General features: G+C 73.0%; 26 protein-coding genes, 6 tRNA genes and 1 pseudogene. 11 read left to right on the top strand and 22 right to left on the bottom strand.

Annotated features, from left to right (window positions below; all coding sequences use genetic code 11):
- Nucleotides 1-275: 275 nt before the first annotated feature.
- Nucleotides 276-347 (bottom strand) — tRNA-Val (locus tag ORI94_RS20875).
- Nucleotides 348-425: 78 nt separating this feature from the next.
- Nucleotides 426-887, bottom strand: a complete 462-nt coding sequence (locus ORI94_RS20870; protein WP_266077892.1) for a TIGR02611 family protein — start codon at nt 885-887, stop codon at nt 426-428.
- A 191-nt stretch (nt 888-1,078) separates the two neighbouring features.
- Here ORI94_RS20870 and ORI94_RS20865 point away from each other — a divergent pair, with 191 nt between their 5' ends.
- Together ORI94_RS20865 and ORI94_RS20860 are read left to right on the top strand one after the other, a co-directional pair.
- Complete coding sequence (locus tag ORI94_RS20865; RefSeq protein ID WP_004002642.1) at nt 1,079-1,492, top strand: SsgA family sporulation/cell division regulator; 414 nt, start codon at nt 1,079-1,081, stop codon at nt 1,490-1,492.
- Nucleotides 1,493-1,773: 281 nt separating this feature from the next.
- On the top strand, nt 1,774-2,334 hold the full coding sequence (locus tag ORI94_RS20860) for a CGNR zinc finger domain-containing protein (protein ID WP_266077789.1): 561 nt from the start codon (nt 1,774-1,776) through the stop codon (nt 2,332-2,334).
- An 89-nt stretch (nt 2,335-2,423) separates the two neighbouring features.
- On the opposite strand, the gene ORI94_RS20855 is transcribed toward ORI94_RS20860, so the two are convergent.
- Entirely contained in the window at nt 2,424-2,597 is a 174-nt protein-coding gene (locus tag ORI94_RS20855) for a hypothetical protein (RefSeq protein WP_257850312.1), read from the bottom strand.
- Between the two features lie 189 nt (nt 2,598-2,786).
- Nucleotides 2,787-3,299 (bottom strand): hypothetical protein, encoded by a 513-nt coding sequence (locus ORI94_RS20850; protein WP_266077787.1) that lies wholly within the window; start codon nt 3,297-3,299, stop codon nt 2,787-2,789.
- A 273-nt stretch (nt 3,300-3,572) separates the two neighbouring features.
- Between ORI94_RS20850 and ORI94_RS20845 the strand changes: the two genes are divergently transcribed.
- A complete protein-coding gene (locus ORI94_RS20845) occupies nt 3,573-4,094 on the top strand; it encodes a DsbA family protein (protein WP_266077785.1) in 522 nt (173 codons plus the stop codon).
- Between the two features lie 24 nt (nt 4,095-4,118).
- Here ORI94_RS20845 and ORI94_RS20840 read toward each other — a convergent pair whose 3' ends face one another.
- The 3 genes from ORI94_RS20840 to ORI94_RS20830 form a co-directional block, all read right to left on the bottom strand.
- Nucleotides 4,119-4,955 (bottom strand): GNAT family N-acetyltransferase, encoded by an 837-nt coding sequence (locus ORI94_RS20840; protein ID WP_266077783.1) that lies wholly within the window; start codon nt 4,953-4,955, stop codon nt 4,119-4,121.
- Nucleotides 4,956-5,032: 77 nt separating this feature from the next.
- Entirely contained in the window at nt 5,033-5,854 is an 822-nt protein-coding gene (locus ORI94_RS20835) for an aminotransferase class IV (RefSeq protein ID WP_266077781.1), read from the bottom strand.
- Nucleotides 5,851-6,903, bottom strand: a complete 1,053-nt coding sequence (locus ORI94_RS20830) for a chorismate-binding protein (RefSeq protein WP_266077778.1) — start codon at nt 6,901-6,903, stop codon at nt 5,851-5,853. Before ORI94_RS20830 ends, ORI94_RS20835 begins: the two co-directional genes overlap by 4 nt.
- A 155-nt stretch (nt 6,904-7,058) precedes the next feature.
- Between ORI94_RS20830 and ORI94_RS20825 the strand changes: the two genes are divergently transcribed.
- From ORI94_RS20825 to ORI94_RS20805, 5 genes are all read left to right on the top strand, one after another.
- Nucleotides 7,059-7,131, top strand: a tRNA-Gly gene (locus ORI94_RS20825).
- 36 nt (nt 7,132-7,167) lie between these two features.
- Nucleotides 7,168-7,241: transfer RNA gene (locus ORI94_RS20820), tRNA-Cys, on the top strand.
- A gap of 1 nt (nt 7,242) precedes the next feature.
- Nucleotides 7,243-7,314, top strand: a tRNA-Val gene (locus tag ORI94_RS20815).
- 19 nt (nt 7,315-7,333) lie between these two features.
- Nucleotides 7,334-7,405 (top strand) — tRNA-Val (locus ORI94_RS20810).
- Between the two features lie 43 nt (nt 7,406-7,448).
- A tRNA-Val gene (locus tag ORI94_RS20805) sits at nt 7,449-7,520 on the top strand.
- Nucleotides 7,521-7,582: 62 nt separating this feature from the next.
- On the opposite strand, the gene ORI94_RS20800 is transcribed toward ORI94_RS20805, so the two are convergent.
- The 4 genes from ORI94_RS20800 to ORI94_RS20785 all read right to left on the bottom strand — a co-directional run bounded on the left by ORI94_RS20800 (nt 7,583) and on the right by ORI94_RS20785 (nt 9,972).
- Entirely contained in the window at nt 7,583-7,876 is a 294-nt protein-coding gene (locus ORI94_RS20800) for a zf-TFIIB domain-containing protein (RefSeq protein WP_079034912.1), read from the bottom strand.
- Nucleotides 7,877-7,956: 80 nt separating this feature from the next.
- Nucleotides 7,957-8,889, bottom strand: a complete 933-nt coding sequence (locus ORI94_RS20795; protein ID WP_266077773.1) for an aminoglycoside phosphotransferase family protein — start codon at nt 8,887-8,889, stop codon at nt 7,957-7,959.
- A 360-nt stretch (nt 8,890-9,249) separates the two neighbouring features.
- Complete coding sequence (locus ORI94_RS20790; RefSeq protein ID WP_042174944.1) at nt 9,250-9,459, bottom strand: hypothetical protein; 210 nt, start codon at nt 9,457-9,459, stop codon at nt 9,250-9,252.
- A gap of 279 nt (nt 9,460-9,738) precedes the next feature.
- On the bottom strand, nt 9,739-9,972 hold the full coding sequence (locus ORI94_RS20785) for a hypothetical protein (RefSeq protein WP_266077769.1): 234 nt from the start codon (nt 9,970-9,972) through the stop codon (nt 9,739-9,741).
- Nucleotides 9,973-10,168: 196 nt separating this feature from the next.
- Here ORI94_RS20785 and ORI94_RS20780 point away from each other — a divergent pair.
- Nucleotides 10,169-11,557 (top strand): annotated as a pseudogene (locus ORI94_RS20780) (serine/threonine-protein kinase); the annotation flags it as partial.
- Nucleotides 11,558-11,744: 187 nt separating this feature from the next.
- Here ORI94_RS20780 and ORI94_RS20775 read toward each other — a convergent pair.
- The 9 genes from ORI94_RS20775 to ORI94_RS20735 form a co-directional block, all read right to left on the bottom strand.
- Nucleotides 11,745-12,590 (bottom strand): TrmH family RNA methyltransferase, encoded by an 846-nt coding sequence (locus ORI94_RS20775; RefSeq protein WP_266077767.1) that lies wholly within the window; start codon nt 12,588-12,590, stop codon nt 11,745-11,747.
- 110 nt (nt 12,591-12,700) lie between these two features.
- Nucleotides 12,701-13,975, bottom strand: a complete 1,275-nt coding sequence (gene cobA, locus ORI94_RS20770; protein WP_266077765.1) for a uroporphyrinogen-III C-methyltransferase — start codon at nt 13,973-13,975, stop codon at nt 12,701-12,703.
- A 186-nt stretch (nt 13,976-14,161) separates the two neighbouring features.
- Nucleotides 14,162-17,950: a nicotinate-nucleotide--dimethylbenzimidazole phosphoribosyltransferase gene (gene cobT / locus ORI94_RS20765; protein WP_266077763.1), complete on the bottom strand. Its 3,789-nt coding sequence runs from the start codon at nt 17,948-17,950 to the stop codon at nt 14,162-14,164.
- A gap of 382 nt (nt 17,951-18,332) precedes the next feature.
- Complete coding sequence (gene cbiE, locus ORI94_RS20760) at nt 18,333-19,544, bottom strand: precorrin-6y C5,15-methyltransferase (decarboxylating) subunit CbiE (protein ID WP_266077761.1); 1,212 nt, start codon at nt 19,542-19,544, stop codon at nt 18,333-18,335.
- A gap of 148 nt (nt 19,545-19,692) precedes the next feature.
- A complete protein-coding gene (locus ORI94_RS20755) occupies nt 19,693-20,334 on the bottom strand; it encodes a GNAT family N-acetyltransferase (protein WP_266077759.1) in 642 nt (213 codons plus the stop codon).
- 183 nt (nt 20,335-20,517) lie between these two features.
- A complete protein-coding gene (locus tag ORI94_RS20750; RefSeq protein WP_266077757.1) occupies nt 20,518-21,345 on the bottom strand; it encodes a MetQ/NlpA family ABC transporter substrate-binding protein in 828 nt (275 codons plus the stop codon).
- Nucleotides 21,346-21,432: 87 nt separating this feature from the next.
- The gene (locus tag ORI94_RS20745; RefSeq protein ID WP_266077755.1) at nt 21,433-22,167 is read right to left on the bottom strand and encodes a methionine ABC transporter permease; all 735 of its coding nucleotides are present in this window, start codon (nt 22,165-22,167) and stop codon (nt 21,433-21,435) included.
- Nucleotides 22,164-23,246, bottom strand: coding sequence for a methionine ABC transporter ATP-binding protein (locus ORI94_RS20740; protein WP_266077753.1), 1,083 nt, complete (start codon nt 23,244-23,246; stop codon nt 22,164-22,166). Before ORI94_RS20740 ends, ORI94_RS20745 begins: the two co-directional genes overlap by 4 nt.
- A 426-nt stretch (nt 23,247-23,672) precedes the next feature.
- Nucleotides 23,673-24,323, bottom strand: a complete 651-nt coding sequence (locus ORI94_RS20735) for an HAD-IA family hydrolase (RefSeq protein ID WP_266077751.1) — start codon at nt 24,321-24,323, stop codon at nt 23,673-23,675.
- Between the two features lie 134 nt (nt 24,324-24,457).
- On the opposite strand from ORI94_RS20735, the gene ORI94_RS20730 reads away from it, so the two are divergent.
- Nucleotides 24,458-24,817: a hypothetical protein gene (locus tag ORI94_RS20730; protein WP_266077749.1), complete on the top strand. Its 360-nt coding sequence runs from the start codon at nt 24,458-24,460 to the stop codon at nt 24,815-24,817.
- Between the two features lies 1 nt (nt 24,818).
- Nucleotides 24,819-25,253 (top strand): hypothetical protein, encoded by a 435-nt coding sequence (locus ORI94_RS20725; RefSeq protein WP_266077747.1) that lies wholly within the window; start codon nt 24,819-24,821, stop codon nt 25,251-25,253.
- Between the two features lie 65 nt (nt 25,254-25,318).
- Here the strand turns inward: ORI94_RS20725 and ORI94_RS20720 are convergent, their stop codons facing one another.
- A complete protein-coding gene (locus ORI94_RS20720; protein ID WP_266078178.1) occupies nt 25,319-25,816 on the bottom strand; it encodes a GNAT family N-acetyltransferase in 498 nt (165 codons plus the stop codon).
- Between the two features lie 57 nt (nt 25,817-25,873).
- Nucleotides 25,874-26,368, bottom strand: coding sequence for an RNA polymerase sigma factor (locus ORI94_RS20715; RefSeq protein WP_266077745.1), 495 nt, complete (start codon nt 26,366-26,368; stop codon nt 25,874-25,876).
- Nucleotides 26,369-26,456: the final 88 nt, after the last annotated feature.

The raw sequence follows: 26,456 nt of genomic DNA, 5'->3' as shown, positions 1-26,456 counted from the left end.
TCCACCGGAACGCGGAGTCCGGAAGGTCACGGTTGGGTGAAGGGCGGCGCGGTCGGGAGGGTCTCACCCCACCGGACCAGCGCGGGCGAACCGGTCGGGGCGCACGGACTCGCCGATCACGCACCGGGGCGACGGCCGGGGAACGGATCCAGACGCGGCGCGGGCCCGGGCCCCCACGGGGGGGGCGGGCGGGGGGGGCGGGGGGGGCGGGGCCCCCTCCCCCCCCCCCCGGGCCCGCGCCCCCCCGGGGGGCGCGGGGCCGCGCCGCGATCCGGTGGGCGATACTGGGTTCGAACCAGTGACCTCTTCGGTGTGAACGAAGCGCTCTCCCACTGAGCTAATCGCCCGGACGCAGGAAGAACATTACCCCATGTCAGGGAGTGCCCGTGACGGGCGGAGGCCGGCGGCCGCACCTCCGCCGGGACTCACTGGTCCTCGATCCTCCAGGGCATCGCGAGGCCGAACTTCCACAGGTAGACCCCGGCCAGCACGGCCGCGATCACGAGCCCGACGGTGGTCAGAATGATGTTCCGGCGCCGCACCCGGGGATCGAGCGCGCGCTGCGCCGCCTCGGTGACCTTGCGCTTGGTCCACCGGAGCACCAGCTGGGCCCAGACGAACTCGGTCGCCCAGATCGCCATGCCGCCGAAGATCACCACCCAGCCCGGCCCGGGAAGCACCAGCATGGCTGCGCCGGCCAGCACGACCGCGAGCCCCACGATGAAGACGCCCACCTGCCAGCTCAGATGCAAGGTGCGGCGCGCCTTGACGAAGGCCGGCGCCCTGGAACCCAGCGCCCGCTCGTCCGACGCCTGGTCGGCCCTGCTCGTCCCCGCTCGATCCGCCGTCACGGCCGCCTCGCCGGGTGTGTGACTCCCCGTGTTCATACAGCCAAACACTACCGGAGCCCATCACGTCACCGGAACGGACGCAGCTCGCGAGCGATCTCTCGGCCGGTTGAGTTACGTAAATCCACGCAAAACACTCAGAGGGGTTTACAACGGCACCGTAGGTGGCATGTCGATTTCGCCGACGTGCGAATCCCCGAGCGCACACTGAGCGAAAGGCCCTGGCGCTTATGAACACCACGGTCAGCTGCGAGCTGCACCTGCGCCTCGTTGTGTCGAGCGAGTCCTCCCTGCCTGTCCCCGCAGGCCTGCGGTACGACACGGCCGACCCCTACGCCGTGCACGCCACCTTCCACACCGGAGCCGAGGAAACCGTCGAGTGGGTGTTCGCCCGCGACCTCCTCGCCGAGGGGCTGCACCGCCCCACGGGAACCGGCGACGTCCGCGTCTGGCCGTCGCGCAGTCATGGTCAGGGCGTCGTCTGCATCGCTCTGAGCTCTCCGGAGGGCGAGGCTCTGCTCGAGGCCCCGGCACGGGCTCTGGAGTCCTTCCTGAAGCGTACGGACGCCGCCGTGCCCCCCGGTACGGAACACCGGCACTTCGATCTCGATCAGGAGCTCTCGCACATTCTGGCGGAAAGCTAGGCGAGGGCTCACCAAGCTGCCCGGCGCCGTCGACTCGGGGTGACGGCTCGGGCCCTGACAGCCGTGCGACGGCACGCAACGGCGCCGACGCCGCGGAGCACCGCGGTCGGCGTCGTTGCGCTGTGCGCGCTCCCGGCGGGACACCCCGGCGAACCGATGGGTGTTCCTCGGCCGCTTTCGAAGCCGTGTGCGAGCGAGGGACGCTCACCGGCTCGCGGGAGCCACTACCATCGGCCAGCATCGGCGGGCGCCCGCCCGACCATCAGGCCAGGGAGCGAATCGTGCTGATCACCCACGACACCCGGTGCGCGCTGGACACCGTGGTGGATCTGGTGAACTCCGCGCCGGAGGACGACTCGGCACCGGACGGACTGCCGGACGTGCCGGCTCTCGAGGCCTTCGTGCGCAGCCACGAGGTCAGCGAGGTCGGGGTCCTCACGGAGTTCGATCTCTCGGCGGTGCGCAGGATCCGCGGACGGTTCGCGTCGGTCTTCGCCGCTCCCGACGCCCACAGTGCCGCCAAACTGATCAACGAACTGATCGCGGCCGCGGGCACCACGCCCCGGCTCACCAACCACGACGGCTACGACTGGCATGTGCACTACTTCGCCCCCGGCGCCTCGGTCAGCGATCACCTGGCGGCCGACTGCGGGATGGCGCTGGCGTTCTTCGTGGTCGCCGGTGAGCAGGAACGGCTGCGGCGCTGCGAGGCCCCGGACTGCCGGCACGCCTTCGTCGATCTCTCCCGCAACCGCTCACGCCGCTACTGCGACAGCCGCACCTGCGGCAACCGCCTGCACGTCGCCGCCTACCGGGCGCGACGCAAGGAGGCGGCGGGCTGAGCCACGTATGCCGGGCGCAGCGCCGGAGGGCCTCTCGACGCCGTGCCGACGCGGTCCCGACGGGTGGCGCCGGGTACCGCGGGTACGGCTCACAGCCAGAGCAGGTCGTGCAGGGCGGCCGTGAGCAGCAGACACCCGATCACCGCAAGGAAGATCATCAGCGGTGGCTGGGAAAGGGCGAAGAGGCATCCGCGCGGCTCGTCCTGAGGCGGCGCGGCCTCGCTCTGTGTCGTGTCCAGCATCTCGCGGCGATCATGACGCATCGGAAGCACCCGATGCGATCGCCACTCACGGACTGAACGCAGGCGCGTCGTTTACGCCACTCATGGTCCGGGTTGCGATCGTTTACGCATGCTGCGGGACCGCCTGTGACGCTTCGGCCCGTTTCCGTCCGCGGCCACGTCACGCCCGTCACCCGCGGTGCGGTGTCGGCGCGTCTGTCTGCGCCACCTTCATATGCCGTGCTTCTTGAGGATCGCCTCGATGTCGCTGAAGTCGTCGTCGCCCTTGGGCGCGGCCGCGGGTCGGGGCGCGGCCTGACGGGATCCGGGGTCCAGGGAGGGGGCCGAGGCCGTGGGTGCCACTGCTCCGGGCTGCGTGGACGCGCCGCCCGGGCGGCGCTGCTGCTTGCTTTCCTTCCGATCCTGGCGGATGCCGCCGCGCCGGCGCTCCACCACGCGCGTGGCCATGAACAGCACCCAGGACAGGCCCAGCACGCCGAAGCCCGCCCAGGCGGTGGGGCTGATGGCGGTGTCGGCCAGCCACTCGACGACACCGGTCATCACCAGGCCGACGGGAACGAGCGCATAGGCGGCGATACGGGTCGCGGTGAGGAAACGCTTGCGGTAGGCGGTGATCAGCGCGATGCCCAGGCCTGCCGCGGACACGGCGGAGCAGACGGTCTCGGCAATCATCCGGTCCTCCAGGCAGGGGTTCGGCGGCATCGGGCAGTTCGTCCCTTCCATCCTGCACCTTCCCGCCCCCGCCGGGCCATGCTCCGGCCGTAGATCAGGGACATCTCCGGGTCGGCTCCTCCGCAGGTGCCGGTACCGCGCACTCTCCCGTGTCCGACTCCGCTCGAGCAGAGGGGGCCGGCCGCGTCGCCTCCCTCCTCCGCTCCGCGACCGCCTCGTCGGCCCCTCCTACGTGAACCGCCGGGGCAGGCCCGCAGACCCGCAGGCCCGACCATCACCAGGTCCGGTTGGGTGCCGCGGGGCGGGGCTGGAAGACTGTCGGTCATGAGTGACTCCTCTCCCGGCCGTGCCGCCCCCGTGCTCGACGTGTGGTGCGAGCTGCAGTGCTCGGACTGCCGTGACGCCCTCGACGACCTCCGCGCCCTGCGCGCCCGGTACGGCGACCGCCTGGAGCTGCGGCTGCGGCACTTCCCGCTGGAGAAGCACAAGCACGCCTTCGCCGCCGCCCAGGCCTTCGAGGAGGCGGCCGAGCAGGGGCGGGGCTGGGCCTATGCCGAGGCCGTGCTGGGGCGGGTCGCGGAGCTGGACCGCGGGGGCGAATCCTTCCTGGTCGAGGTGGCCCGGGAACTCGGTCTGGACGCCGAGGAGTTCGACACCGCGCTGATCGACGGCCGGCACATCCTGATCGTGGACGCCGACCAGGCCGAGGGCAGGGCGATCGGGGTGACCGGCACCCCGACCTATGTCGTCGGCGGCGAGCGTCTCGACGGCGGCAAGAGCCAGGAGGGCCTGCGCGAGCGCGTCGAGGGGATCGCGGACCGGCTCCTCGCCGAACAGGACGGCTGACCGGGGGGTTCCTTTGCCCGGTCCCTACAGCAGGTGCTTGTACATCGTGTACTGCGTCGTCCCGTAGCCGAGTGAGGCGTAGAGCCGCTCCGCCGGGGTGTTGCCCGCGAAGACGTTGAGCCCGACGACGCGTTTCCCCGCGGCGATCGACTGCGTCTCGGCGAGCAGCATGAGGGAGCGTCCGTGCCCCCGGCCGCGGTGCGCGGCGCCGACCTCGACGTCGAACACGAAGGCCCGTTCCGCGCGTACCGAGAGCCACAGGGTGCCCACGGGGGTGCCCTCCTGTTCGAGGACGCTGAGGATCATGCCCTCCGAGTCCCGTCCGTCGGGCAGCAGGGTGGCGTGGTCCTTGGCCGCCTTGGCTCGCGCCTCGGCCTCCGGCACACCGCGTTCGGTCCAGCTTCGCGCGTACTCCGCCTCGCTCGCGGCCGCCCACGGACCGTACTCGGCGTCACTCATCGGCCGTCCGCGGCTGCCCTCGGGCAGAGCGGGCGGAGCGTCCCCCAGCGCCTTCTCCATGGTGTGGTTGCGCACGACGTAGCCGAGGGCCGTGGCCAGGCGGAACGCGGGCCCGGCCGCCCCCGCCCCTTCGGCGGGGACCGTCGCCTCGATGCGGCGGCACCCCCAGCCGCGCGCGATCTCCTCGGCGGCGAGCGCGGCCACCGTGCCCCGGCCGCGTCCGCGGTCCGGCTCCTCGATCCGCAGGCTCGTGATCCGGGCCACGGCGTCGCCGAAGACGGGATGCGTACCGATGTGTACGCGTCCGACGGGACGGCTGTTGACGCACACCTGGTAGTGGCGGGAGCGCGTACCGTCGGAATTCTGCTGGAGCGGCTCGGTCGGCCGCAGGGTCGTGGTCATCACGGGTGTTCTACCCGTGCGGCCGCTCGGATCAGCCACATGGCACGCACCGGTCCCGTGCCCGGGCCCCTGCCTCCTCACGGGTCGAGGTCGGCCGCCGCGTGCTCGTCGAAGATCCGCATGGCCTTGGCCGTCACCGGGCCCGGGGCACCGGGCAGCTCACGGGCGTCGACGCGGTGCACGGCCTGCACGTCGCGCAGGGTGGAGGTGAGGAAGATCTCGTCGGCCCGCTGGAGGACGTCCAGCGGCAGATCGGTCTCGGCGGCACCGGTCCACTCGACGGCCAGCGCCCGGGTGATGCCCGCGAGGCAGCCGGAGGCGACCGGCGGGGTGTGGATCTCGCCGTCCAGGACGACGAAGACGTTGGATCCCGTGCCCTCGCAGAGCCGGCCGACGGTGTTGCCGAACAGCGCCTCGGAGGCGCCCTGTTCGCGGGCGCGGGCGAGGGCGACGACGTTCTCGGCGTAGGAGGTGGTCTTCAGGCCGGTGAGCGCGCCGCGTTCGTTGCGGGTCCACGGGACGGTGATCACGGCGGTGGAGTCGGGGCGGCGGGCCGTGTCGCCCAGGGCGACGACGAGGGTCGGTCCGTGCTCGCCGCGGTCGGACCCGAGGGGCCCGTGGCCGCCGGTGACGGTGATGCGCAGCCGGCCGAGCGGCACCGGGTCGGCCTCGAGAACGGCCGCGCAGGCACGGCGGACCTCGTCGAGGTCGGGTTCGGGCAGGCCGAGGCCCCGGGCCGAGCGGGCCAGCCGGTCGAGATGCCGGGTCAGCGCGAACGGCCTGCCGTTCACGGCCTTCACCGTCTCGAAGATGCCGTCGCCCACGGTCAGTCCGTGGTCGAAGACGGAGACGCGGGCGGACTCGGTGTCCTGCAGCCCACCGTCGAGCCAGATCTTCACCTCAGGGTCCCTTCACTCGCCTCGTACCCGCCCGACGCTACCGCGAGCAGCCGGGACGCCTTCAGCTCGGTCTCCCGCCATTCCCCCTCCGGGTCGGAACCCCAGGTGATGCCGGCGCCGGTACCGAACCGGAGCCGGGCGCCGCCGTCCGGCTCCCGGTCGATCCAGAAGGTACGGATGCCCACCGCGAGGCCACCGGTGCCCTGGTCGGCGTCGACCCAGCCGATGCCCCCGCAGTACGGGCCCCGGGGGACCGGCTCCAGGGCGTCGATGATGCGCAGGGCGCTCGACTTGGGCGCGCCGGTGACGGATCCGGGCGGGAACGCGGCGGCGAACAGCTCGGGCCAGCCGGCCCCGGAGCGCAGTTCACCCCGTACCGCCGACACCAGGTGCACCAGCCCCGGATGCTTCTCGACGGCACACAGGTCGGGCACGGTGACGCTGCCGGTGGCGCAGACCTGGCCGAGGTCGTTGCGGACCAGGTCGACGATCATCACGTTCTCGGCGTAGTCCTTCTCGAGGAGGTCGGCCTCGGTGCGTCCGGTTCCCTTGATCGGCCCGGACTCGACGACGCGCCCCCGGCGGCTCAGGAAGAGCTCGGGTGAGGCGGTGGCGATCTCGACACCGTGCCCCGGCAGGCGGATCGTTCCTGCGTACGGTGCCGGGTTGCCGCGGGCCAGCAGGGCGGTGAGGGCGTCCACGTCGGCGTCGGCCGGAACGGGGGCGGAGAGTACACGGCAGAGGTTGGCCTGGTACACCTCGCCGGCGGCTATGTGCTCGCGGACGCGCCGCACGCCGGCCACGTACGCGGCATGGTCCAGGGAGGACGTCCAGTCACCGGCGACCGGCCCGCGCCAGCCGCCCGGAACCGGCACGGGCACCTGCTGCTCGCGTACGTCGCGGAAGCGCGCGCAGGTCAGACGGCCCTCGAAGTCCGCGCAGACGGCCCAGAATCCGTGCGACTCCAGGGCGGCCGGGTCGTCGGTGACATCGAGGAGGCCGGTGGCGACGCGGTTGCCGAAGCGGGCGAGAGGTGTCAGATCGAGCACGCCGTCGAGTCTATGGCGGGGGTCGTCGAGGTGGCCCGGCCGCGTCCGTGAGCAGGCGCAGCGCAGCACGCTGCACAAACGGGTTTTTGTGCTGGCCCCGGAATCCGCTAGAGTTCACCACGTCGCCGGAACGCGCAAGCGGGCCGGACCGACAGGCGGACGTAGCTCAGTTGGTAGAGCGCAACCTTGCCAAGGTTGAGGTCGCGAGTTCGAACCTCGTCGTCCGCTCGAAGGATCGGGGGCCTCCCGGGCCCCTGCACTCCTGGTGGAGTGGCCGAGAGGCGAGGCAACGGCCTGCAAAGCCGTCTACACGGGTTCAAATCCCGTCTCCACCTCCACGGACGATTAGCTCAGCGGGAGAGCGCTTCCCTGACACGGAAGAGGTCACTGGTTCAATCCCAGTATCGTCCACTGGATCTTCGGATCCCCCGCGCGATTAGCTCAGCGGGAGAGCGCTTCCCTGACACGGAAGAGGTCACTGGTTCAATCCCAGTATCGCGCACGCACCGCCCATGATCCGCTCCTCGGAGTGATCGTGGCCTCGAGGACGATTAGCTCAGCGGGAGAGCGCTTCCCTGACACGGAAGAGGTCACTGGTTCAATCCCAGTATCGTCCACATCGCCCGGAACCCCCGGCCGCTCAGGCGGTCGGGGGTTCCGTCGTCGTGCCAGGGCCCGCTCAGGACGAGAAGAGCATGCGGCCGAAGCCCTTGTTCCGGTGGTGGCCGTAGTGGTGGCCCCCGTGGTGACCGCCGTGCGGGGCGCCCCACGCGGGCTGGGGTGCCGCCGGGTACGCCTGCGGGGCCGCGGGAGGCGGCGGTGCGGCCTGCTGGGACCACTGCGACTCCAGCCGGGTCAGCGACTCCAGCTCGCCGTAGTCGAGGAAGATGCCTCGGCAGCCGCTGCACTGCTCGATCTGGACACCGTTGCGGTTGTAGGTGTGCATCGGCGCACGACACTTCGGACACTGCATGATCGGTTCAACTCCTCGCCGGTCGGACCTGGTTCAGGTATCTCCAGGACAGACTCCGTCCCACTGCGGTCGGTTGCACCCTACGTCGACGATTCGTGCGCCGATTCGGCCAAGACCGCGGCTATTCGCCGGCAGGCGTCGACCAGGGCGTGGTCCACCTCGTCCAGGGGCCGCCCGTCCGCCACCGCCTTGGTGACCGTCCGCGCGGCGGTCTGCACGGTGAGGGCGCGGGCCGGGACGTCCAGGACGGCCCAGGGATCGCCGGCGGCGTCGAGCGCGGGCCCGCCGGCGGCCCGGTAGGCGTCGAGGAACCGCCCCCATTCCTGCGGCTCCAGCAGCCCGCAGGCGAACCAGGCGGCGGGGCGCCCGAGATCCCAGGCCGGAGTGCCCACTCCCAGGTCGTCGACGTCGATCAGCCGCCAGGCCCCTCCGGGGACCCGTACGAGCTGGCCGAGGTGGAGGTCGCCGTGGCACAGGGCGGCCGGCCGCGGCATGGGCGCCTCGGCGCGCGCCCAGCCCGGCAGGGTCGCCCAGGCGGCCAGTACGGGGGCCACGGCCGGGTGGGGGCCGATCGCGTGGAGCCCGGCGACGGCACGGGCCGCCTTGCGGGGGCCGCGCATGACCGGCGCCGACTCGGGGACGGGTGCGCGGTGCAGCAGGGCGAGCAGCGTACCGACGGCTTCCCAGGGGGCGGCGTCGGGATCGTCCGGGTCGACCGGGATGCCGTACGGCCAGAAGGTCACGAGCCTGCCGTGCAGGTCGGCCGGTGCCGGACCGAGCGGGGGCAGGAACACGTCCGGGAGGTGGGAGGCGAGGGCGAGCCGCCGGATCAGCCCGGCGGCGTCGGCGTCCGGTGCGTGGGCCTTCGCGACGGTGTCCGCGTGCCGGACGACGGTGCCGTCGGGGCGGTCGGCGAGGATGCCGCCGGCTCCGCAGGAGCAGGTGGGGGTGCGGGTATGGGCGACGCCTTCGGCCCGGGCGGTGAGTTCGGGCAGGAAGGTGGTGGCTGTCACGGGACTCCCTGGGTGCGGCCTGGGGAGAGGGTACGCGGGGGCGTGACCGGCGTTGGCCGGGGCGCCGGGGGGAGAGGCGGCTGCCCGCAGTGACGAGGCACCGGTGGGCGGTGACGGCCGCGCGGCTCGGAACGGACACCGTCCGCCGCAACACCCCCGCGGGCACCGCGGCCACGTGTCGGGGCCCCCGCGGCCGGCGGCCGCCTCCGCGAAGGAACGCACCGGTTCAGGCGCAGAAAGATGCCGGCGCAGCTCCCCAGCTGCGCCGGCATTCCTGCCGTCCGCCGCACCCCCGTCCCCACGGGGTTTCATGGGTGGATGTCCCCGCCCGGACCGCTCTTCCGGGCCTGGGGTCGCCGCTCAGCGCCCCAGCATCTCTCCCACGGACGACGCCTGTGTGGCCACTGTCTCCCACCCGTCGAAGACGAGGAGGAGCAGGACCGCCAGGGGAAGAGCCATCAGTGTCGCCACCACGGGGTGGCGACGGCCCTCGCGGCTCGGGCGGAACATGGCGGCCCCCGCCTTGTGTGCCCGTGTGCGGACGACTGTCCGCGATGCCGTGTGGGCCATGAGCCCTCTCCTGACCGTTTCTCGTTGTCGCGGCGCCTCGGGTGCCGTGTGCGAACCTTCGGCAGCGGCGGGCGTGTGACCTCGGGGGACGAGTACCGCACCCACCGCTTGACCCCAAATCTAGGTGCCCGGCACTTCCCGGACGTCATGCCCTCGTACCGATTCCCGGGCCTCCCGGAGGATGAGCCGTGACCTGCGGCGTACTCCCCTGGGTGGAGACGGGCCCCTCCGCGTCAGGGACATCCCCGAGGGGGCGTCCGGTCCGCCCCTTCTCGTCGCTCACGTCTCCGAGTCGACCACCCGCGGCACCGGGTGCTCGACCAGCGCGAGGACCCGGTTCGCCATGAACCTGGCCGTGCGCACCGCCGTTCCCGTACGCGTGACTTCACTCACTTCGACCACGCCCCGGCGCACCGCTGTCTCCACTCTGCGGCCCGCCCTGCTCGCCACCACCTCGTACGTGCGCGTCGTGTCCCCCGCGTCCACGACTATCTCCACCCGGTCACCCTTCATTTGATCAATCACCCTTCGGTGTCGAGTGGTTGGGGCCAGCATGACCTGCGGACCCGGCCTGTCCGCACGTCCCCCGACCACTCTTCGAGTCTCCCACCCACCACTGACAATCCGTCGCTGCGAGAGGGCGCGGCCTCTGCGCAAGGGCGTCCGGGGAAACGTAAGCTGTGGCACGTCACAGGACCGGGCAGCGGGGATGAACATGGCGATGATGCGCCTGAGGCGCGAGGACCCGCGCGTCGTCGGCTCTTTCAGGCTTCACCGACGGCTCGGCGCGGGCGGGATGGGCGTCGTCTATCTCGGCTCCGACAAGAAGGGGCAGCGCGTCGCACTGAAGGTCATCCGGCCCGATCTGGCGGAGGACCAGGAGTTCCGTTCGCGGTTCGCGCGGGAGGTGTCCGCGGCGCGCCGCATCCGTGGCGGGTGCACGGCCCGGCTGGTGGCCGCCGACCTCGACGCGGACCGGCCGTGGTTCGCCACCCAGTACGTTCCCGGCCCGTCGCTGCACGACCGGGTCGCCGACGGGGGGCCGCTCGGCGCGGCCGAGGTCGCCGCGGTCGGCGCGGCCCTGTCGGAAGGGCTGGTGGCCGTGCACGAGGCCGGGGTCGTGCACCGGGATCTGAAACCGTCCAACATCCTGCTGTCCCCGAAGGGACCGCGGATCATCGACTTCGGCATCGCCTGGGCCACCGGCGCCTCGACGCTCACCCACGTCGGCACGGCGGTCGGCTCACCCGGTTTCCTCGCGCCGGAGCAGGTGCGGGGCGCGGCCGTCACGCCGGCCACGGACGTGTTCTCGCTGGGTGCCACGCTGGCGTACGCGTCGATGGGCGACTCGCCCTTCGGGCACGGCAGTTCGGAGGTGATGCTGTACCGCGTGGTGCACGAGGAGGCTCATCTCCATGAGGTCCCCGACGCGTTGGCGCCGCTCGTGCGCGCGTGCCTCGCGAAGGACCCCGAGGAGCGGCCCAGCACGCTCCAGCTGTCGCTGCGGCTCAAGGAGATCGCCACGCGGGAGGGGCAGGGATTCACCGACGTACGTCCGCCGGCTCCGCGCGGCGCGGAGTCCGAGCGGGGGGCCGGGCGTCTGGCCGGCACCCATCCGGACCGTGCGCAGCGCCGCGCGACGGGGCAGCAGGGCGCGTCCGAGGGGCAGGCCACTCCCCCGCCGCACGGCGCGCCCCCGGGTGGCGGTACGGGTCCGGCCGGGGGCGGAGCGCCGCTGCGGCGCGGTGACCGGAGCGTGCCGTCGTCGCGCGGGGGCGGCTCGGCGCGCGGCGGCAGTGCCTCGCGCGGCGGCAGGCCGTCCCGGTCCGGGTCGCGGTCGACATCGGGTTCCCGGTCCGCGTCCGGGTCGCGGTCGACATCGGGTTCCCGGTCCGCGTCCGGGTCGCGGTCGACGTCCGGTTCCCGGTCCGCATCGGGGTCACGGAACTCGACGCGGTCGGGTACCGGCTCCCGTCGTCCCGGACCCCGGACGAGGGGCACCGGCCTGCGGCCGGCCAATCCGCGGCTGCTCGCGCAGCGACTGTTCGTGTTCGTCGTGGTGACCCTGGTGGTCGCGGCCGGTATCGCCCTGATCCAGGGCTGACCGGAAGGCCGGTCCGCGGCCTCGGCGACGACCGCGGGGACGAAACGGCTACCGGCCGCTGGAGCAGGACGCCGGCCGGCTCGGGACCGCCGACGCCGCACGAGTCACCGCCCGGCCTCCTGCCCGGGTGCCCGCCCGTGGTCCGTGCCCGCGCCGCGCCCCGGCAGCAGCCTCGGTGTGCTCACGGCGCCGGTGGGCTCACCGCGTCCTGTGCCGTCGGCCGGCCCGTCGCCGCCGCGTAGAAGGCGACCGCGGCCGCCGCGCCCACGTTGAGCGAGTCGACGCCGTGGGACATCGGGATGCGGACCCGTTCGTCGGCGGCGGCCAGGGCCCGGGCGGTCAGCCCGGCGCCCTCCGCGCCCAGCATGAGGGCGACCCTGTCCATCCGGTGCGGGGCGACCTCCTCGAGGCTGCGGGCCTTCTCGTCGGGGGTCAGGGCCAGGAGCGTGAAGCCCGCCTCACGGACCGGTTCCAGACCCCTGGGCCAGCTGTCCAGCCTGGCGTACGGCACGGAGAAGACCGCGCCCATGGAGACCTTGACGCTGCGGCGGTAGAGCGGGTCGGCGCAGTCCGGGGAGAGCAGGACCGCGTCCATGCCGAGGGCCGCCGCCGAGCGGAAGATGGCTCCGGTGTTGGTGTGGTCGTTGACCGACTCCATGATCACCACCCGGCGGGCGGTGTGCAGCAGTTCGGCCGCCGTGGGCAGGGGGGTGCGCTGCATGGAGGCGAGCGCGCCGCGGTGCACGTGGTAGCCGGTGACCCGTTCGGCGAGTTCCGGGCTCACGGCGTAGACCGGCGCGGGGAGTTCGTCGATGACGTCGCGCATGACGTCGACCCACTTGGCCGAGAGCAGCATGGAGCGCATCTCGTAGCCCGCGTCCCTGGCGCGTCGGATGACCTTCTCGCCCTCGGCGATGAACAGGCCCTCGGCGGGTTCGCGTGTGCGGCGCAGCTCCACGTCGGTCAGGCCCGTGTAGTCGTGCAGGCGCGGGTCGTCGGGGTCCTCGACGGTGATGAGATCGGCCACGGGGTGATACTGCCTCGTCCTGGGTGGTGTGGTGCCGACGGCCGGGTCCGGCCGCGTCACCGGGGGTTGTTGTCGGGTACGTCGCCCGGGTCCGCGAGGACTGCGCGGGCTTACGAGGACTGCGCGGGCTGAGAGGGCTGCGGAGGTTCCGCAGCCCGCGCGGCCGGGGGGCCGACGTGCACGACCTCGCCGATGACGATGACCGCCGGCGGCTTGACCTCCTCGGCGCGGACGGTCTCGGCGACCGTGGCGAGGGTGGCGTCGACGCGGCGCTGGGCGGCCGTGGTGCCCTCCTGGACGAGGGCGACCGGGGTGTCCGGGGACCTGCCGTGCGCCACGAGGGTCTCGGCGATCCGGCCGATCTTGTCGACGCCCATGAGTACCACCAGGGTGCCGGTCAGCTTCGCCAGGGACGGCCAGTCGACCAGGGAACGCTCGTCGTCGGGCGCGACGTGGCCGCTGACCACGGTGAACTCGTGGGCCACGCCGCGGTGGGTGACCGGAATCCCGGCGGCGCCCGGGACCGAGACGGAGCTGGAGATACCGGGGACCACGGTGCACGGGATGCCCGCCTCGGCGAGCGCCTGGAGTTCCTCCATGCCGCGGCCGAAGACGTACGGGTCGCCGCCCTTGAGCCGGACGACCGACTTGCCCTGCCGGGCGTGCTCGATCAGCGCGTCGTTGATGGCCTCCTGCGCCATGAACCGGCCGTACGGGATCTTCGCCGCGTCGATCACCTCGACGTGCGGCGGGAGTTCGGCCAGCAGGTCGCGCGGGCCGAGCCGGTCGGCGATGACGACGTCCGCCTCGGCGAGCAGCCGGCGTCCGCGCACGGTGATCAGGTCCGGGTCGCCGGGGCCTCCGCCGACGAGGGCGACTCCCGGGGTGCGGGTGCGGTGGTGCGGGGCGACGAGTGTGCCGTCGCGCAGGCCCTCGACCACGGCGTCGCGGATCGCGGCGGTGTGGCGGGGGTCGCGGCCCCTGGCGTTCGTGGTGAGGACGGCGACCGTGACTCCCTCGCTGTGCCCGGTGGCCGGGGTCCAGGCCGTGGCCCGGTCCGCGTCGTCGGAGCGGACGCACCAGACGCGGTGGTGTTCGGCCTCGGCGGAGGCGATGGCATTGGCCTCGCCGTCGCTGGTGGCGATCAGCGCGTACCAGGCGTCCGCGAGGTCGCCCTCGGTGTAGCGGCGCCGTTTCCAGGTGATCTCACCGGCGTCCGCCATCCCCTCCACGGAAGGTGTCGCCTCGGGTGAGATCAGGACGATGTCCCCGCCGGCCGCTATGAGGGCGGGCAGCCGGCGCTGGGCGACCTGGCCGCCGCCGAGCACCACGACTCGACGGCCGGTGAGGCGGAGGCCCACGGGATAGGCGGGGTGTTCGGCCATGAGGCTGCGGCTCCTCGTACAGGCGGGCGTGCGAGGGGCGCTACGACACTGGAGCGGCCCTGACGTGCGGTGTGTGGATGTGCGGTTGCGGGATCAGCGTACGGCGGAGGGTGGGACGACCGCGACGGAACACCCGCCGCCGCGCCCCACCCCGCTCCGGGGTACCTGCTCCTTCTGCTCCTGCTTCTACTTCTCGGTGACGCCGGCCGAGTCGAACGTCGCCACCTCGTGCATGGCGCGCGCGGTGCTCTGCACCATCGGCAGGGCGAGCAGCGCGCCCGTGCCCTCGCCCAGGCGCAGGTCGAGGTCGACCAGCGGGCGCAGCCCCAGCTTGTTGAGGGCCGCCACGTGGCCGGGCTCGGCACTGCGGTGTCCCGCGATGCAGGCGGCCAGTACCTCGGGGGCGATGGCACGGGCCACCAGGGCCGCGGCCCCGGCGCTGACACCGTCCAGGATCACCGGGGTACGCAGGGACGCGCCGCCGAGGAGCAGGCCCACCATGGCCGCGTGCTCGAACCCGCCGACGGCGGCGAGGACACCGACGGGGTCGGCCGGGTCCGGCTGGTGGAGTTCGAGGGCGCGGCGCACGACGTCGGTCTTGCGAGCCAGGGTCTCGTCGTTGATGCCGGTGCCCCGGCCGGTGACCTCTCCGGGGTCCACGCCGGTGAAGACGGAGATCAGGGCGGCGGACGCGGTGGTGTTCGCGATGCCCATCTCACCGGTGAGCAGCGCCTTGTTGCCGGCGGCGACCAGGTCGCGGGCGGTCTCGATGCCCACCTCGATGGCCTGCTTGACCTCCTCGCGGGTCATCGCGGGGCCGGCGGTCATGTCGGAGGTGCCGGCGCGGACCTTGCGCGGCAGCAGCCCCGGGGTGGCCGGAAGGTCGGAGGCCACGCCGACGTCGACCACGCAGACCTCGGCGCCCACCTGGGTGGCGAAGGCGTTGCAGACCGCTCCGCCGCCGAGGAAGTTGGCCACCATCTGGGCGGTGACCTCCTGCGGCCACGGGGTGACGCCCTGGGCGTGGACACCGTGGTCGCCCGCGAAGACCGCGACGGCCGCGGGCTCCGGGATGGGGGGCGGGCACTGGCGGGACAGTCCGGACAGCTGCGCGGAGATGATCTCCAGCATGCCGAGCGCCCCGGCCGGCTTGGTCATCCGCTTCTGCCGCTCCCAGGCCTCGCCGAGCGCCTTGGCGTCCAGCGGGCGGATCTGCGCGACGGTCTCGGCGAGCAGGTCGTGCGGCTCCTCGCCGGGCAGCACGCGCCTGCCGTACGTCTCCTCGTGCACGACCCACGACAGCGGGCGGCGCTTGGACCAGCCGGCCTGCATCAGCTCGGGCTCGGCCGGGAACTCGTCGACGTAGCCCACGCACAGGTAGGCGACCACTTCGAGGTGCTCGGGCAGGCCCAGCGAGCGGACCATCTCACGCTCGTCGAAGAAGCTGACCCAGCCGACCCCGAGGCCCTCGGCGCGCGCGGCGAGCCACAGGTTCTGGACCGCCAGGGCGGAGGAGTACGGCGCCATCTGCGGCTGGGTGTGCCGGCCCAGGGTGTGCCGGCCGCCACGGGTCGGGTCGGCGGTGACGACGATGTTCACCGGGGTGTCGAGGATGGCCTCGATCTTCAGTTCCTTGAACTGCTTCGCCCGGCCCTTGGGCAGCGACTGCGCGTAGGCGTCGCGCTGGCGCTCGGCCAGTTCGTGCATGCTGCGCCGGGTTTCGGCGGAGCGGATGACGACGAAGTCCCAGGGCTGCGAGTGGCCCACGGAGGGCGCCGTGTGGGCGGCCTCCAGGACGCGGAGCAGGACCTCGTGCGGGATGGGGTCGTCACGGAAGCCGTTACGGATGTCCCGTCGCTCCCGCATGACCTTCTGCACGGCCGCGCGCTCGGCATCGTCGTAGCCGGGGGCGGCGGGGCCGGCGGGCGGCGCGGCGTCCGGCGCTCCGGCGCCCCGGGTGGCGAGGTCGTCGGGGTCCTGAGCGAGTACGGGCTGGGTCGGTTCGGTCTCCGCGGGCGGGTGCTCGGCCGGCGTGTTCTCGGCGAGTCCCTGCTGGGCCGGCGGTTCGGCGGCCGGTTCCGGGGCGGGAGCCGCGGGAACGTCGCCGGTGCCGGCCCGGGGCGGCGCGGGGACCGGACCGGTGGCCTCGGGTCCGGGCTGTTCCGGCTGTTCCTCGGTGGGGAGGTTCAGGGGCTGCGGCGGGGTCGGCGCGAGATGCGGGACGGCGGGCACGACTCCTTCGACGGGATCGGACTCCTTCGGGGTCCGATCCGGCACCACCGCCGGGGGAACACTGCCGGGAAGCGGCGTGGCGGTGCCGTCGGGAGGGGGCACGGGCGCGGCGGGGACGGCCGGGTCGGTGGCCGGGGCTTCGGTACCCGACGGGGCGGGCGGCACGGGAAGCGGCGTCCACGCCTCCTGGGCGGGCGGGGCAGAGGGGGCGGCCGGGGTCTGCTGGGGCCCCTGGACCGGATGCTCTGCCAAGACGTACTGGCCGCTCGCTTCCTCGGCCACGGGCTCGGCCGCAGCGACGGGAACGGACCCCGTTTCGGGGGCCGGCTCCGTGTCGAGGGCCGGCTCCGTGTCGGGGGCCGGCTCCGTGTCGAGGGCCGGCTCCGTGTCGGGGGTCGTCGCTGCTTCCGGGGCTGGGACGACGGGCTCCGGTGCCTCGGCGTGCTCGGGCGTCCGAAAGACCGCGGCTTCGGGCGCCTGTGCCTCGTCGGCAGGGGCCTCCGGTTCGGCGAGGGCGTCCGGTTCCGCGGGGGCCCCCGATTCGGAGAGGGCGTCCGGTGCGGCGGGAGCGGGGGCCTCGGCGTCGCCGTCGCTCAGGGCGACAGCGGGGGCTGCCTGCGGGTCTGCCGGGCCGGTGAACGGGCCCTGGGGCTCGTGGGCCGCGACGGAGGCGGGATCGGACCCCCCGGTGGCGGTGACGCCCTCCGGCACCGGGGCGGCCACGGCCTCCCGGGCCGGGGCCTCCGGTGCCGTGCCGAGCACGGGGGCGGCGTCCGCCTCGGGAGCCTGCACCTCTTCGGGCTCCTGCTCCTGCTCCTGCTCCTGCGCCCCGGCAGTCGGCGCGGGAACCGTCTCGGCACTCCGACCCGCGTCCGGGACGAGGGACGGTACGGCGTCCGCGGCAGGTCCGGCTTCGTGTCCGGGGTCCTCGGGCGGCCCGGCGATCCCACCGGCCGCCGGATCCGCACCCGAACCCGGGCCTGTGCCCGGACCGGAATCGGACCCGGTCGCCTCGGCCGTCGGTACGGAGGAGCCCTCGGGGCCCACCGCGGAGCTCTGCAGGTCCGCCGCGGCCACGGCGGGCTGGGGCGGGTTCTGCGGCTGACCGGCTCCCGCCTCCGTCGCGACACGTGCGACCAGGGCCTGGGCTGCGCCCATGGACTGCTGAGGCGGAGCAACCGTTTCCGTTCGGACGGTCGCGCCCACCGTGGCACGGGCGCCCCAGGGCTGTGCCGGCTGCGGGGCCGTCTCCCGGGTGCGCGGCACGTCGAGGTACTCGGGGCCGACGGTCGGCGGGCCGACCTGGCGTACCGGCACGTCGGCCGGGCCGCGGTCGGCGAGGGAGCGGACCGGGCCGGCGGTGGTGCTGGGGATGGGCGGGCCGAGGTGCAGTGGACGGCGTGGCGCGGCCGGTGCCTGCGACTCGTGCGTGACCGCGGGACCGGGCGCCTGCGGCTGCCCGGGTTCGGGCAGCCGGACACCGCCGAGGTCGACCGAGCCTGTGTCCCGGCCGCCCGTCTCGTGCGGCCCCGGCTCGTGCACGGTCTCGACGACCGGCTCCGGCGCGGGTGGTGCGATCTCGTTGCCCCAGGCACCCTGGGCGCCGGGCAGCAGCAGGTCTTCGTCCTCGGCGGAACTCTCGGAGAGGTAGGTGTACGAGTCGGGCGCGGGGACGCCCGGCTGCTCCACCATGCCTGCGTTCTCCGGCTGTCCCTCGCCCGGGACCCGGCCGGTGTCGGTCATGCGTACCCCTCGCCCATCGGTTAGTGCTCCTACGACCAGCTCACCCGGAACGGCGCACCCGACCGCCCCACACTGAAGAACGAGCGTGCGTCCCCAGCGGCACGAACAGCCTGCCCCAGAATGACGACAAAGCCACTCACAGGCATTCTCGCTGCCGTACGACCGCCGCGTCAGCTTGATCCGCGACGGTTCCGCTGTGGACTGCGCCACGTTGCGCGTCCTTGGGTTGTGCCGTACCACACACGCGTCAAAACGAGCGTGCTTTCAGGACATCGGCCGACGGGTCGGCGGGCGTCCGAGTTGCGGTACAACAATCGGCCAGCCTACCGCGAGCGGTACGACGATCCGATCGCGGGGACGGCGTCGGAACAGGGCCTCGCGGTCAGGGGGCACGCGTCGGCAACACGCCGCTGAGCAGGAACGCTACGCTCCGCTTGGTCTCCGTCCAGGCTCTGGTGTCGAGTTCGACGGACTGCAGAAGGGCGCACTCGACCCGGTAGCCGTGCTCGGACAACTCCCGGCCGATCCGTTCGGCGGCGTCGCGGGTGGCGGCGTGCGTGACGATGCGCTGCGGGCGGCGGTCGGCGACCGCCAGGACCACGGGCGCTCCCCCGCCGCCGACCCGGACGACGTCCGGTTCGGGGAGGTCCTCCAGTGCCTGCGGGGCGGTGCCGTGCACGATCTGGAGCTGGACGCCGTACCGACGGGCGGTGGAATCGGTGCGCGCGCAGGCGCGCGGGTCGCTGTCGACGGCGATGACCGCGGCACCGGCCCGCGCCGCCTCGGTGGCGAAGGCTCCGCTTCCGCAGCCGATGTCCCACACGAGGTCGCCGGGGACCGGTCCGAGCCGGGCGAGCTGGGAGACGCGCAGCGGCTCCCGTTCCCCCTCGCCCAGGTCGCCGCCGTAGGCGTCGGCCGGCAGCGTCCAGCCGCGCGGGCCGGCGGCGGGGTCGCGGCCGGCGATCCAGCCCCCGGACGCGGTGGCGGCGGCCTGGCCGCCGATGACGATGACGACGTTCGGGTCCCGCCAGGTGTGGTCGGCGGCCTTGTCCGAGGTGACGACGCTGACCTGCTCGCGCGTGGTGCCGAGTTCCTCGCAGATGACGAAGGTGCGGTGGACGCCCTCCAGGAGCAGGCCCAGCTCGGCGGGGCCTGCGCCGGGAGAGGTGAGGACCGCCACCTTGGTGTGGGCCCGGCACACGTTCACCGCGCGTCGCAGGGTCCGGGGATGCGCGACGACCACGTGTGCGTCGTCCCAGGGCATACCGGCCCGGGCGAAGGCGGCGGCGACGGAGGAGACCGCGGGGACGACCTCGACCTCCAGGCCGAACTCGGGTGCGCGCAGGGTCCGCACGACGCCGAAGAAGCCGGGGTCGCCGTCCGCGACGACCACCGCCGTGCCGCGGTGGCCCGCCACCCGGCGGGCGGCCAGGGCTGCGCTGCCGAGCCGGATGCGTTCGGCGCCGGCGGGTACCTCGGGAAGTTCCAGGTGGTGCGCGGCGCCTGCCACCAGAGTGGCGGCGCCCAGTGCGGCGCGGGCCGCTGCGGTCAGCGGCGAACCGTCCCAGCCGATCACCGTGACCCGGTCGGCCATCGTTGTCAGTCTCCTGGTGTGCGCGGAACGTCTTGGGTGTGCGGGGCGCGGTCGGCCGCTCCGCCCGCGAGGGGGCAGGCTTGGTGAGAGTACCTGGTAAGGCTGTCGACCGAAGCGACCTACCGCCGGCCGTCCCCCCGGGAGGGGGTCAGTTCCAGTCGGTGAAGGCGGTGAACTGTCCGGTATCGGACAGGTGTTCGGCCGAGCCCTCGAGGTCCTCCGGCAGCAGGCTCCACACGATGAAGTCGGTGCGTACGTCCGTCCAGGCGCCGTCGTCGCCCCGGACGTGGGCTATACAGGCGTTGCGCAGGACGCCCTCGCTGATGCAGCCGATCTTCTGGGCGACCTGTTGCGAGGCGGTGTTGTCGGCGGCGGTGCGCAGCTCGACGCGTTCCAGCTTCTGGTCGCCGAAGAGCCACTGGGCCGTGGCCGTGGCGGCCTCGGAGGCGTAGCCCTCGCCACGCGCCCAGGGGGCGACGATGTACGAGAGTTCGGTGGACCGGATGTGCCAGTTGGTCTTGGTGAGCTGGATGACGCCCACCAGCCGATGGGTGAGGAACTCCGTGACGGCGAGGTCCAGTCCGCGTCCGGCCGCGCGTTCGGCGGGGGCGTGCTCGGCGATCCAGGTGCGGGCGGCCTGCTCGGTGAAGGGCTGGGGCACGTCGGTCCAGGCGGCGATCTGCTCGTCGTTCATCATCTCGGTCAGGGTGGGCACGTCGTCCGCGTCGAGGGGACGCAGCACCAACCGCTCCGTGCTGATGGAGATGTTGGGGAAGGTGCTGCTCGTCATGCGCCGCTCCATAACCTTCGTGACCGTCAGATGCCGCTGAACTGCCCAGCATGCAGCATGAAAGCACCGGGCCGCACCAGGGGGTCCACTCCGTGTACCGGAGCGGACCCCGAGAGTGCCGAACGGGTGCCGGGCGCGGCACGGACCGCCGTGACCGCCGTGCGCGGGGTGGGGGGGGACGGTTCAGAAGGAGGGGACGACGGAGCCCGAGTACGTGTCCTCGATGAACTTCCTGACCTCGTCGGAGGTGAGGAGCTCGGCGAGCTGCTGCACGCGCGGGTCGTCCTCGTTGCCCTCCTTGACGGCGAGGAGGTTGATGTTCGGGTTGTCCTTCACGGACTCCAGGACGAGGGCGTCCTCGGAGGGCTTGAGGTCGGCCTCGATGGCGTAGTTCCCGTTGACCACCGCGGCGTCGACGTCCTCGAGGGAGCGCGGCGTCTGGGCCGCCTCCAGCTCCTTGAACTCGAGGTTCTTCGGGTTCTTGGTGACGTCGGCGGGGGTCGCCGCCGTACCGACGCCCTCCTTGAGGGTGATCAGGCCGTTGGCGGCGAGCAACTGGAGCGCGCGGCCCTCGTTGACGGTGTCGTTCGGGACGGCGACGGTCGCGCCGTTCTTCAGCTCGTCGGCCTTCCCCACCTTGTTCGAGTAGAGGCCGAGCGGCTCCAGGTGCACGTCGACGAGGGGCACGATGTGCGTGCCGTTCTTCTTGTTGAAGTCGTCGAGGTACGGCTGGGTCTGGAAGAAGTTCGCACCGACCGAGCCGTCCTCCGTCGCCGTGTTCGGCGTGACGTAGTCGGTGAACTCCTTGACCTCGAGGTCGAGGCCGGCCTCCTCGGCGAGGTTGTCCTTGACGAAGGTGAGGATCTCGGCGTGCGGCAGGGGGCTCGCCGCGACGATCAGCGGGCCGGAGGCGCCGGAGCCGGACTCACTGTCCGAGCCGCAGGCGGAGAGACCGAGGGTCAGGGCTCCGGCGGCGAGGACGGCGGTAGCGGTCTTGACGGTGTTACGCACGAAAAGTGCCTTTCCTGGTGGGTGGTGCGGCCCCGCCTCGGTGGTACGGGGATCCGGCGGGGAGTGGGGGTACGGGGGGCGGAGGGGTTATGCGGTCCTGCCGGTGTCGGCCGTCACGGGCTCCTTGGCCCTGAGCAGCCGCAGCCCGGGCGCGGCACCCGAGCGGCCGCGGCGGTGCAGGGAGCGGGCCGCGAGGTCGCCGGCGAACTGGATGACCGAGATGACCACGGCAAGGATCGCGACGGTGATCCACATCAGTTCGCTGTCGAAGCGCTGGTAGCCGTAGCGGACGGCGAAGTCGCCGAGACCGCCGCCGCCCACGGCGCCTGCCATGGCCGAGTAGCCGATGAGAGCGATGATCGTGGTGGTGGCGGCGGCGATCAGCGAGGGCAGGGACTCGGGGACGAGGACCTTGCGGACGATCGTCCAGGTGTTGCCGCCCATGGCCTGCACGGCCTCGACGAGCCCGTGGTCCACCTCGCGTACGGCCGTCTCGACGAGGCGGGCGAAGAAGGGGATGCCGCTGATGGCGAGCGGCACGATCGCGGCCTCGCTGCCGATGGACGTCCCGGTGATCCAGCGGGTGAGGCTCGTCAGGGCGACCATGAGGATGATGAACGGCATCGAGCGGCCGACGTTCACGACCTGCCCGATGACCTTGCTCACGGGCGCGTTCTGCAGCAGCCCGCCCCGGTCGGTCAGGACGAGCAGGATGCCGATCGGCAGGCCGACGAGTACCGCGATCAGGGTGGACCAGCCCACCATGACCAACGTCTCCTGACATGCCTGCACCAGCAGTGGCCGCATCTGGGACCAGGTCACTTGGACTCCTCCTTCACGGGCGCCGGGGAGACCCGCGCCGTCCCTCTCGCCCGCGGCCCCGGTGGCGCCTGCCGCGCCCGGCCCGCGGTCTCGACGTGCAGCCCCTGTTCGCGCAGGAAGCCGACCGGTACGACGTTGTCCTCGTAGCGGCCCGGGAGTTCGATGCGCATCCTGCCCACCCGGAGGCCGCCGACGGTGTCGATGGCGGCGCCGAGGATCGAGATGTCGATGTTGTAGGTGCGGGACAGCCGGGAGATGACCGGCTGGGTCGCGCTCTCGCCCTGGAAGGTGATGTCCAGGACGGTGCGGTGGTCGCCCGAGGCCTCGCCGGCGACCGGGAACAGCGCGGAGGCCAGTTCGGAGCCGGGGGTCGCCAGGAGTTCGGTGACGGTGCCGGACTCGACGACGCGGCCGTGTTCCATCAGCGCGGCGGAGTCGCAGATCGACTTCACGACGTCCATCTCGTGCGTGATGAGCAGGACGGTCAGGCCGAGATGGCGGTTGAGGTCGCGCAGCAGCGCCAGGACGGAGCGGGTGGTTTCCGGGTCGAGGGCGCTGGTGGCCTCGTCGGACAGCAGCACCTTGGGGTCGCCGGCCAGGGCGCGGGCGATGCCGACACGCTGCTTCTGGCCGCCGGAGAGCTGGGCGGGGTAGGCCTTGGCCTTGTCGGCGAGGCCGACCAGGTCGAGCAGTTCCAGCGCCTTGCGGGAACGTTCCCCGCCCGACCGGCCGAGGATCTCCAGCGGCAGTTCGACGTTGTCCTGCACGGTGCGCGAGGAGAGCAGGTTGAAGTGCTGGAAGACCATGCCGATACGGCTGCGCGCCTGCCGCAGTTCCCGGCCGGCCCGTGGCCCGCGTCCGGCCAGGGCGGTGAGGTCCTGCCCGGCGACGGTCACGGTGCCCGAGGTGGGGCGCTCCAGCAGGTTGACGCAGCGGATGAGCGAGGACTTTCCGGCGCCGGACTGACCGATGACGCCGTAGACCTCGCCTTCGCGGACGTGCAGGTCGACGCCGTCCAGGGCGGTGACCTCGCGTCCGCGCGAGCGGTAGACCTTGGTGAGGCCCGAGGTGGTGATCACGTGGGTATCCGTCACTGTCGAGTGCGCGGCACGTCGTGGGTGCCGGGCACGAGTCGTTCGGGGGTGAAGCATGCGGGGGCCGGGAACGGCCCGGACGCGGCACTGCCTCTCGCGGGCTCTGCGAGGGGAACGGCTCGGAGGTGTGCGCGCGGGGCGGGGTCCGCTCGCGCACGCGGGACACGGGGGACTCGCGTGCGGGGGCGGACCGGCTCTCGCTTCGGGGCGCGAGGCTCAGATGGTGCGGGGGCCCTCTAGAAGGCGCGCATTCGGAGCGGACACATACATCCGGCACCGAGCGGCACGCGCGCCTCGGTTGCGGGGATGTGGTCGCTCGTCGTGGTCATGCGAGCAGTAAACCAGATGTTCGGTCCTGACCGGACACGGCTGTCCACATTCCGGACGGCCGTGGACAGCCGTGACCGCACGTCAGGGGCGTGCGGTGATCTCCACCCCGGCGTCCGTGACCAGTACGGACAGGGCCGACAGGTCCCCGACCACGAGATCGGCGGTCAGTTCGTGGGCCCGGTGGGTTGTGGCCAGGGCCACGGTCGTCATCCCGGCCGCCCGGCCCGCCTGGAGCCCGGCGGGGGCGTCCTCGAAGACGACGCAGTGGGCGGGCTCCACGCCGAGGGTGCGGGCGGCCAGCAGGTAGGGCTCGGGGTCGGGCTTGCCCCGGGTGATGTCGTCGGCGGCGACGAGGGTCTTGGGCAGGATGCCGGCGGCGGCGAGGCGGGCCTCGGCCAGCCGCCGGGTCGCGGAGGTGACGACGGCCCAGCGTTCGGCCGGCAGCACGCCGAGGAGGTCCCGGGTTCCCGGCAGCGGGATCGCCCCGCCGTTCGGCACGTCCTCCACCTCCAGGTCCTCGATCCGCGCGACGGCCTCGGGCACGGCGTGGGCGGGCAGGAGGTCGGCGGCTATCTCGGCGGCCGGGCGGCCGTGCAGCTCGATCCGTCCGAACTCCTCGGCCGTGATCCCGTACTCGACGGCCCACCGGGTCCAGCAGCGCTGCACGGATTCGAGGGAGGAGACGAGGGTGCCGTCGTTGTCGAACAGGAGGGCTTGCGCATGAATGGTCACACCATCGACCCTACGGCGCCCCGGCCCCGCCCCTGCGCCCGTGTCCGGCCCCACCGCACACGGGCGCACATCCGGGCACGGGAGGGTGGGGGCCGGGCACGGTGGGGCCATTACGGCGTAATAGGGTCGCTGCCATGCTTGATGCCCTGACGCCGGCGACCGGTGCCGCCGCGCTGCTGCTCGCCGCGTGGTGCGGCTGGGCCGCCTACCGCGACCAGCCGACGAAGGACTGGCACTTCATCGGCATGGCCGTGGTCACCCTGCTGACGCTGGTTCAGCTGGTGGTCGGGGTCGTGCTGCTGGCCCGGGGTGAGGAGCCGGAGCAGGGGACGGTCGTCTTCGTGGCGTATCTGCTGGGCTCGTTCGCGTGCGTCCCGGCGGCGGGCTTCATGTCGCTGGCCGAGCGCACCCGGTGGGGCTCGATCACGGTGGCCGCGAGCGGTGTCGTGCTGGCCGTGCTCGAGGTGCGGCTCCATGACATCTGGAAGGGCTGAGATGACCGCGACGGAACACGAACCGGAGCGCGGACCGGGCGGCACGCGGCTGATCGGCGGGCCCGGACTGCTGCTGGTGTGGCTGTACGGGGTGATGGTCGTCGGCGCCGTGTCGCGTTCCGCGTACCAGATCGCCACCGAGTTCGGCCGGGCGCCGCTCGCCTACTCGCTCTCCGCGATCGCGGGAGTGGTCTACGGATTCATCACGTACACCCTGGTCCGCGGCGGGGAGACGGCCCGCCGGGCGGCGCTGGTGTGCTGCGCGGCCGAACTGGTGGGCGTCCTGACGGTCGGTACCTGGACCCTGGCGGACCCCTCCGCCTTCCCCGACGCGACCGTGTGGTCGGACTACGGGATGGGCTACCTGTTCATCCCGGTCCTGCTGCCCCTCACCGCCCTGTACTGGCTGCGCAAGGCCCGCCCCCGCACGGTGTGACGGCCGTTCCCGGGCGGACGGTGGGGCCGCGCCCCGACCGGACGGCGGCCCCGGCACGCGCCCGGTCAGGCGGTGGCCGCGTACGAGTCCGCCGTCTTCTCCAGGACGATCATCGGTACGCCGTCCGTGCCCCGGGACGTCCCGACCCGCTGGTAGCCGACCTTGCTGTACAGCTGGAGGTTGCTCTCGCTGCGGTGGCCGGCCTGGAGGCGGAACATCCTGGCACCCCGCTCGTCGGCGAGGGCGGACTCGGCTGCGCGCAGGAGCCGGGCACCGATGCCGTGCCCCTGGAGGCGGGGGTGGACGCAGAGCTTGCCGATGGCCGCGGCGGCGTCCTCGGTGCTCCTGCCGTGCACCGAGCCGACGATCTCGTCGCCGAGCCGGGCGACGAAGACCAGGTCGTCGGCGACCTCCTCGCGGACCGAGTCCAGGCTCTGGACGAGCGGCGCGATGCGGTAGTTGCCGTACAGCGCTGCCTCCCTCTGGAAACACAGGTACTGCAACCTGAAGATCTGCTCGGCGTCCTGCCCCGTCGCCGCAGAGATGGTCACGCTCATGCCCATGTGCGCACGCCTCCCGCTCACCTGATCACCTGTGGTCCCTCACTCCTATCCCCGTCCTCACCCCGACGCAACCTCCGCCGCGAGTAAACGACGCAGACATCCCAGACATCTCGAGCGTTCCGGCCCCATGCTGCCTTGTGAGATACCCAACTCCCCTGCGATTTCCCGGTATGTCGGGTCGTGCGGGGACAGCAGCGCCTCCAGCAGCCGGGGACAGCGGCCGGGCAGCCGGCGCACCGCGTCCCGCAGGGCGTGACGGCGGGCGGCGGCGAGGGCGAGGAGTTCGGGGCCGTCCTCGCCGGTGCCGGCGGGGTCGCCGGCCCACGGCGCCTCGTACCGGGCCACCCGGCGGGTACGGCGGGCCTCGGTGCGGACGGTCCGGCGGAGCCAGCCCGGTGGGTCGCGCGGCGGGTCGTGCGCGTCGAGGCGTTCCAGCAGGCGCAGCCAGACCGTCTGTTCCAGGTCGGCGGGTTCGGCGCCGGACGCGTACGCCTCGGCGGAGGCCTCCGCGGTGAGCAGCGGGCCGAGGGCGGTGACCAGGTCGTGCGTCATACGCTCAACGACGCCGGGCGCCCCCGGCGGGTTGCCCCGGGCCGCCCGCACTCACCCCAACCGGGGCGGAACGGCCCGGCCGGTGTCC

The sequence above is a fragment of the Streptomyces sp. NEAU-W12 genome (assembly GCF_026242095.1).
GTDB lineage: Bacteria > Actinomycetota > Actinomycetes > Streptomycetales > Streptomycetaceae > Streptomyces.
This window is presented reverse-complemented; position numbering and strand designations above follow the sequence as displayed.

Coding starts and splice junctions, on each gene's coding strand:
- ORI94_RS20730 (WP_266077749.1), top strand. CDS start 24,458: ATGCTTGATGCCCTGACGCCGGCGACCGGTGCCGCCGCGCTGCTGCTC.
- ORI94_RS20720 (WP_266078178.1), bottom strand. CDS start 25,816: ATGGGCATGAGCGTGACCATCTCTGCGGCGACGGGGCAGGACGCCGAG.
- ORI94_RS20725 (WP_266077747.1), top strand. CDS start 24,819: ATGACCGCGACGGAACACGAACCGGAGCGCGGACCGGGCGGCACGCGG.
- ORI94_RS20800 (WP_079034912.1), bottom strand. CDS start 7,876: ATGCAGTGTCCGAAGTGTCGTGCGCCGATGCACACCTACAACCGCAAC.
- ORI94_RS20785 (WP_266077769.1), bottom strand. CDS start 9,972: ATGAAGGGTGACCGGGTGGAGATAGTCGTGGACGCGGGGGACACGACG.
- ORI94_RS20790 (WP_042174944.1), bottom strand. CDS start 9,459: ATGGCCCACACGGCATCGCGGACAGTCGTCCGCACACGGGCACACAAG.
- ORI94_RS20850 (WP_266077787.1), bottom strand. CDS start 3,299: ATGGAAGGGACGAACTGCCCGATGCCGCCGAACCCCTGCCTGGAGGAC.
- ORI94_RS20865 (WP_004002642.1), top strand. CDS start 1,079: ATGAACACCACGGTCAGCTGCGAGCTGCACCTGCGCCTCGTTGTGTCG.
- ORI94_RS20855 (WP_257850312.1), bottom strand. CDS start 2,597: ATGCGTCATGATCGCCGCGAGATGCTGGACACGACACAGAGCGAGGCC.
- ORI94_RS20870 (WP_266077892.1), bottom strand. CDS start 887: ATGAACACGGGGAGTCACACACCCGGCGAGGCGGCCGTGACGGCGGAT.
- cobA (WP_266077765.1), bottom strand. CDS start 13,975: ATGGCCGAACACCCCGCCTATCCCGTGGGCCTCCGCCTCACCGGCCGT.
- ORI94_RS20715 (WP_266077745.1), bottom strand. CDS start 26,368: ATGACGCACGACCTGGTCACCGCCCTCGGCCCGCTGCTCACCGCGGAG.
- cobT (WP_266077763.1), bottom strand. CDS start 17,950: ATGACCGACACCGGCCGGGTCCCGGGCGAGGGACAGCCGGAGAACGCA.
- ORI94_RS20755 (WP_266077759.1), bottom strand. CDS start 20,334: ATGACGAGCAGCACCTTCCCCAACATCTCCATCAGCACGGAGCGGTTG.
- ORI94_RS20845 (WP_266077785.1), top strand. CDS start 3,573: ATGAGTGACTCCTCTCCCGGCCGTGCCGCCCCCGTGCTCGACGTGTGG.
- cbiE (WP_266077761.1), bottom strand. CDS start 19,544: ATGGCCGACCGGGTCACGGTGATCGGCTGGGACGGTTCGCCGCTGACC.
- ORI94_RS20840 (WP_266077783.1), bottom strand. CDS start 4,955: ATGACCACGACCCTGCGGCCGACCGAGCCGCTCCAGCAGAATTCCGAC.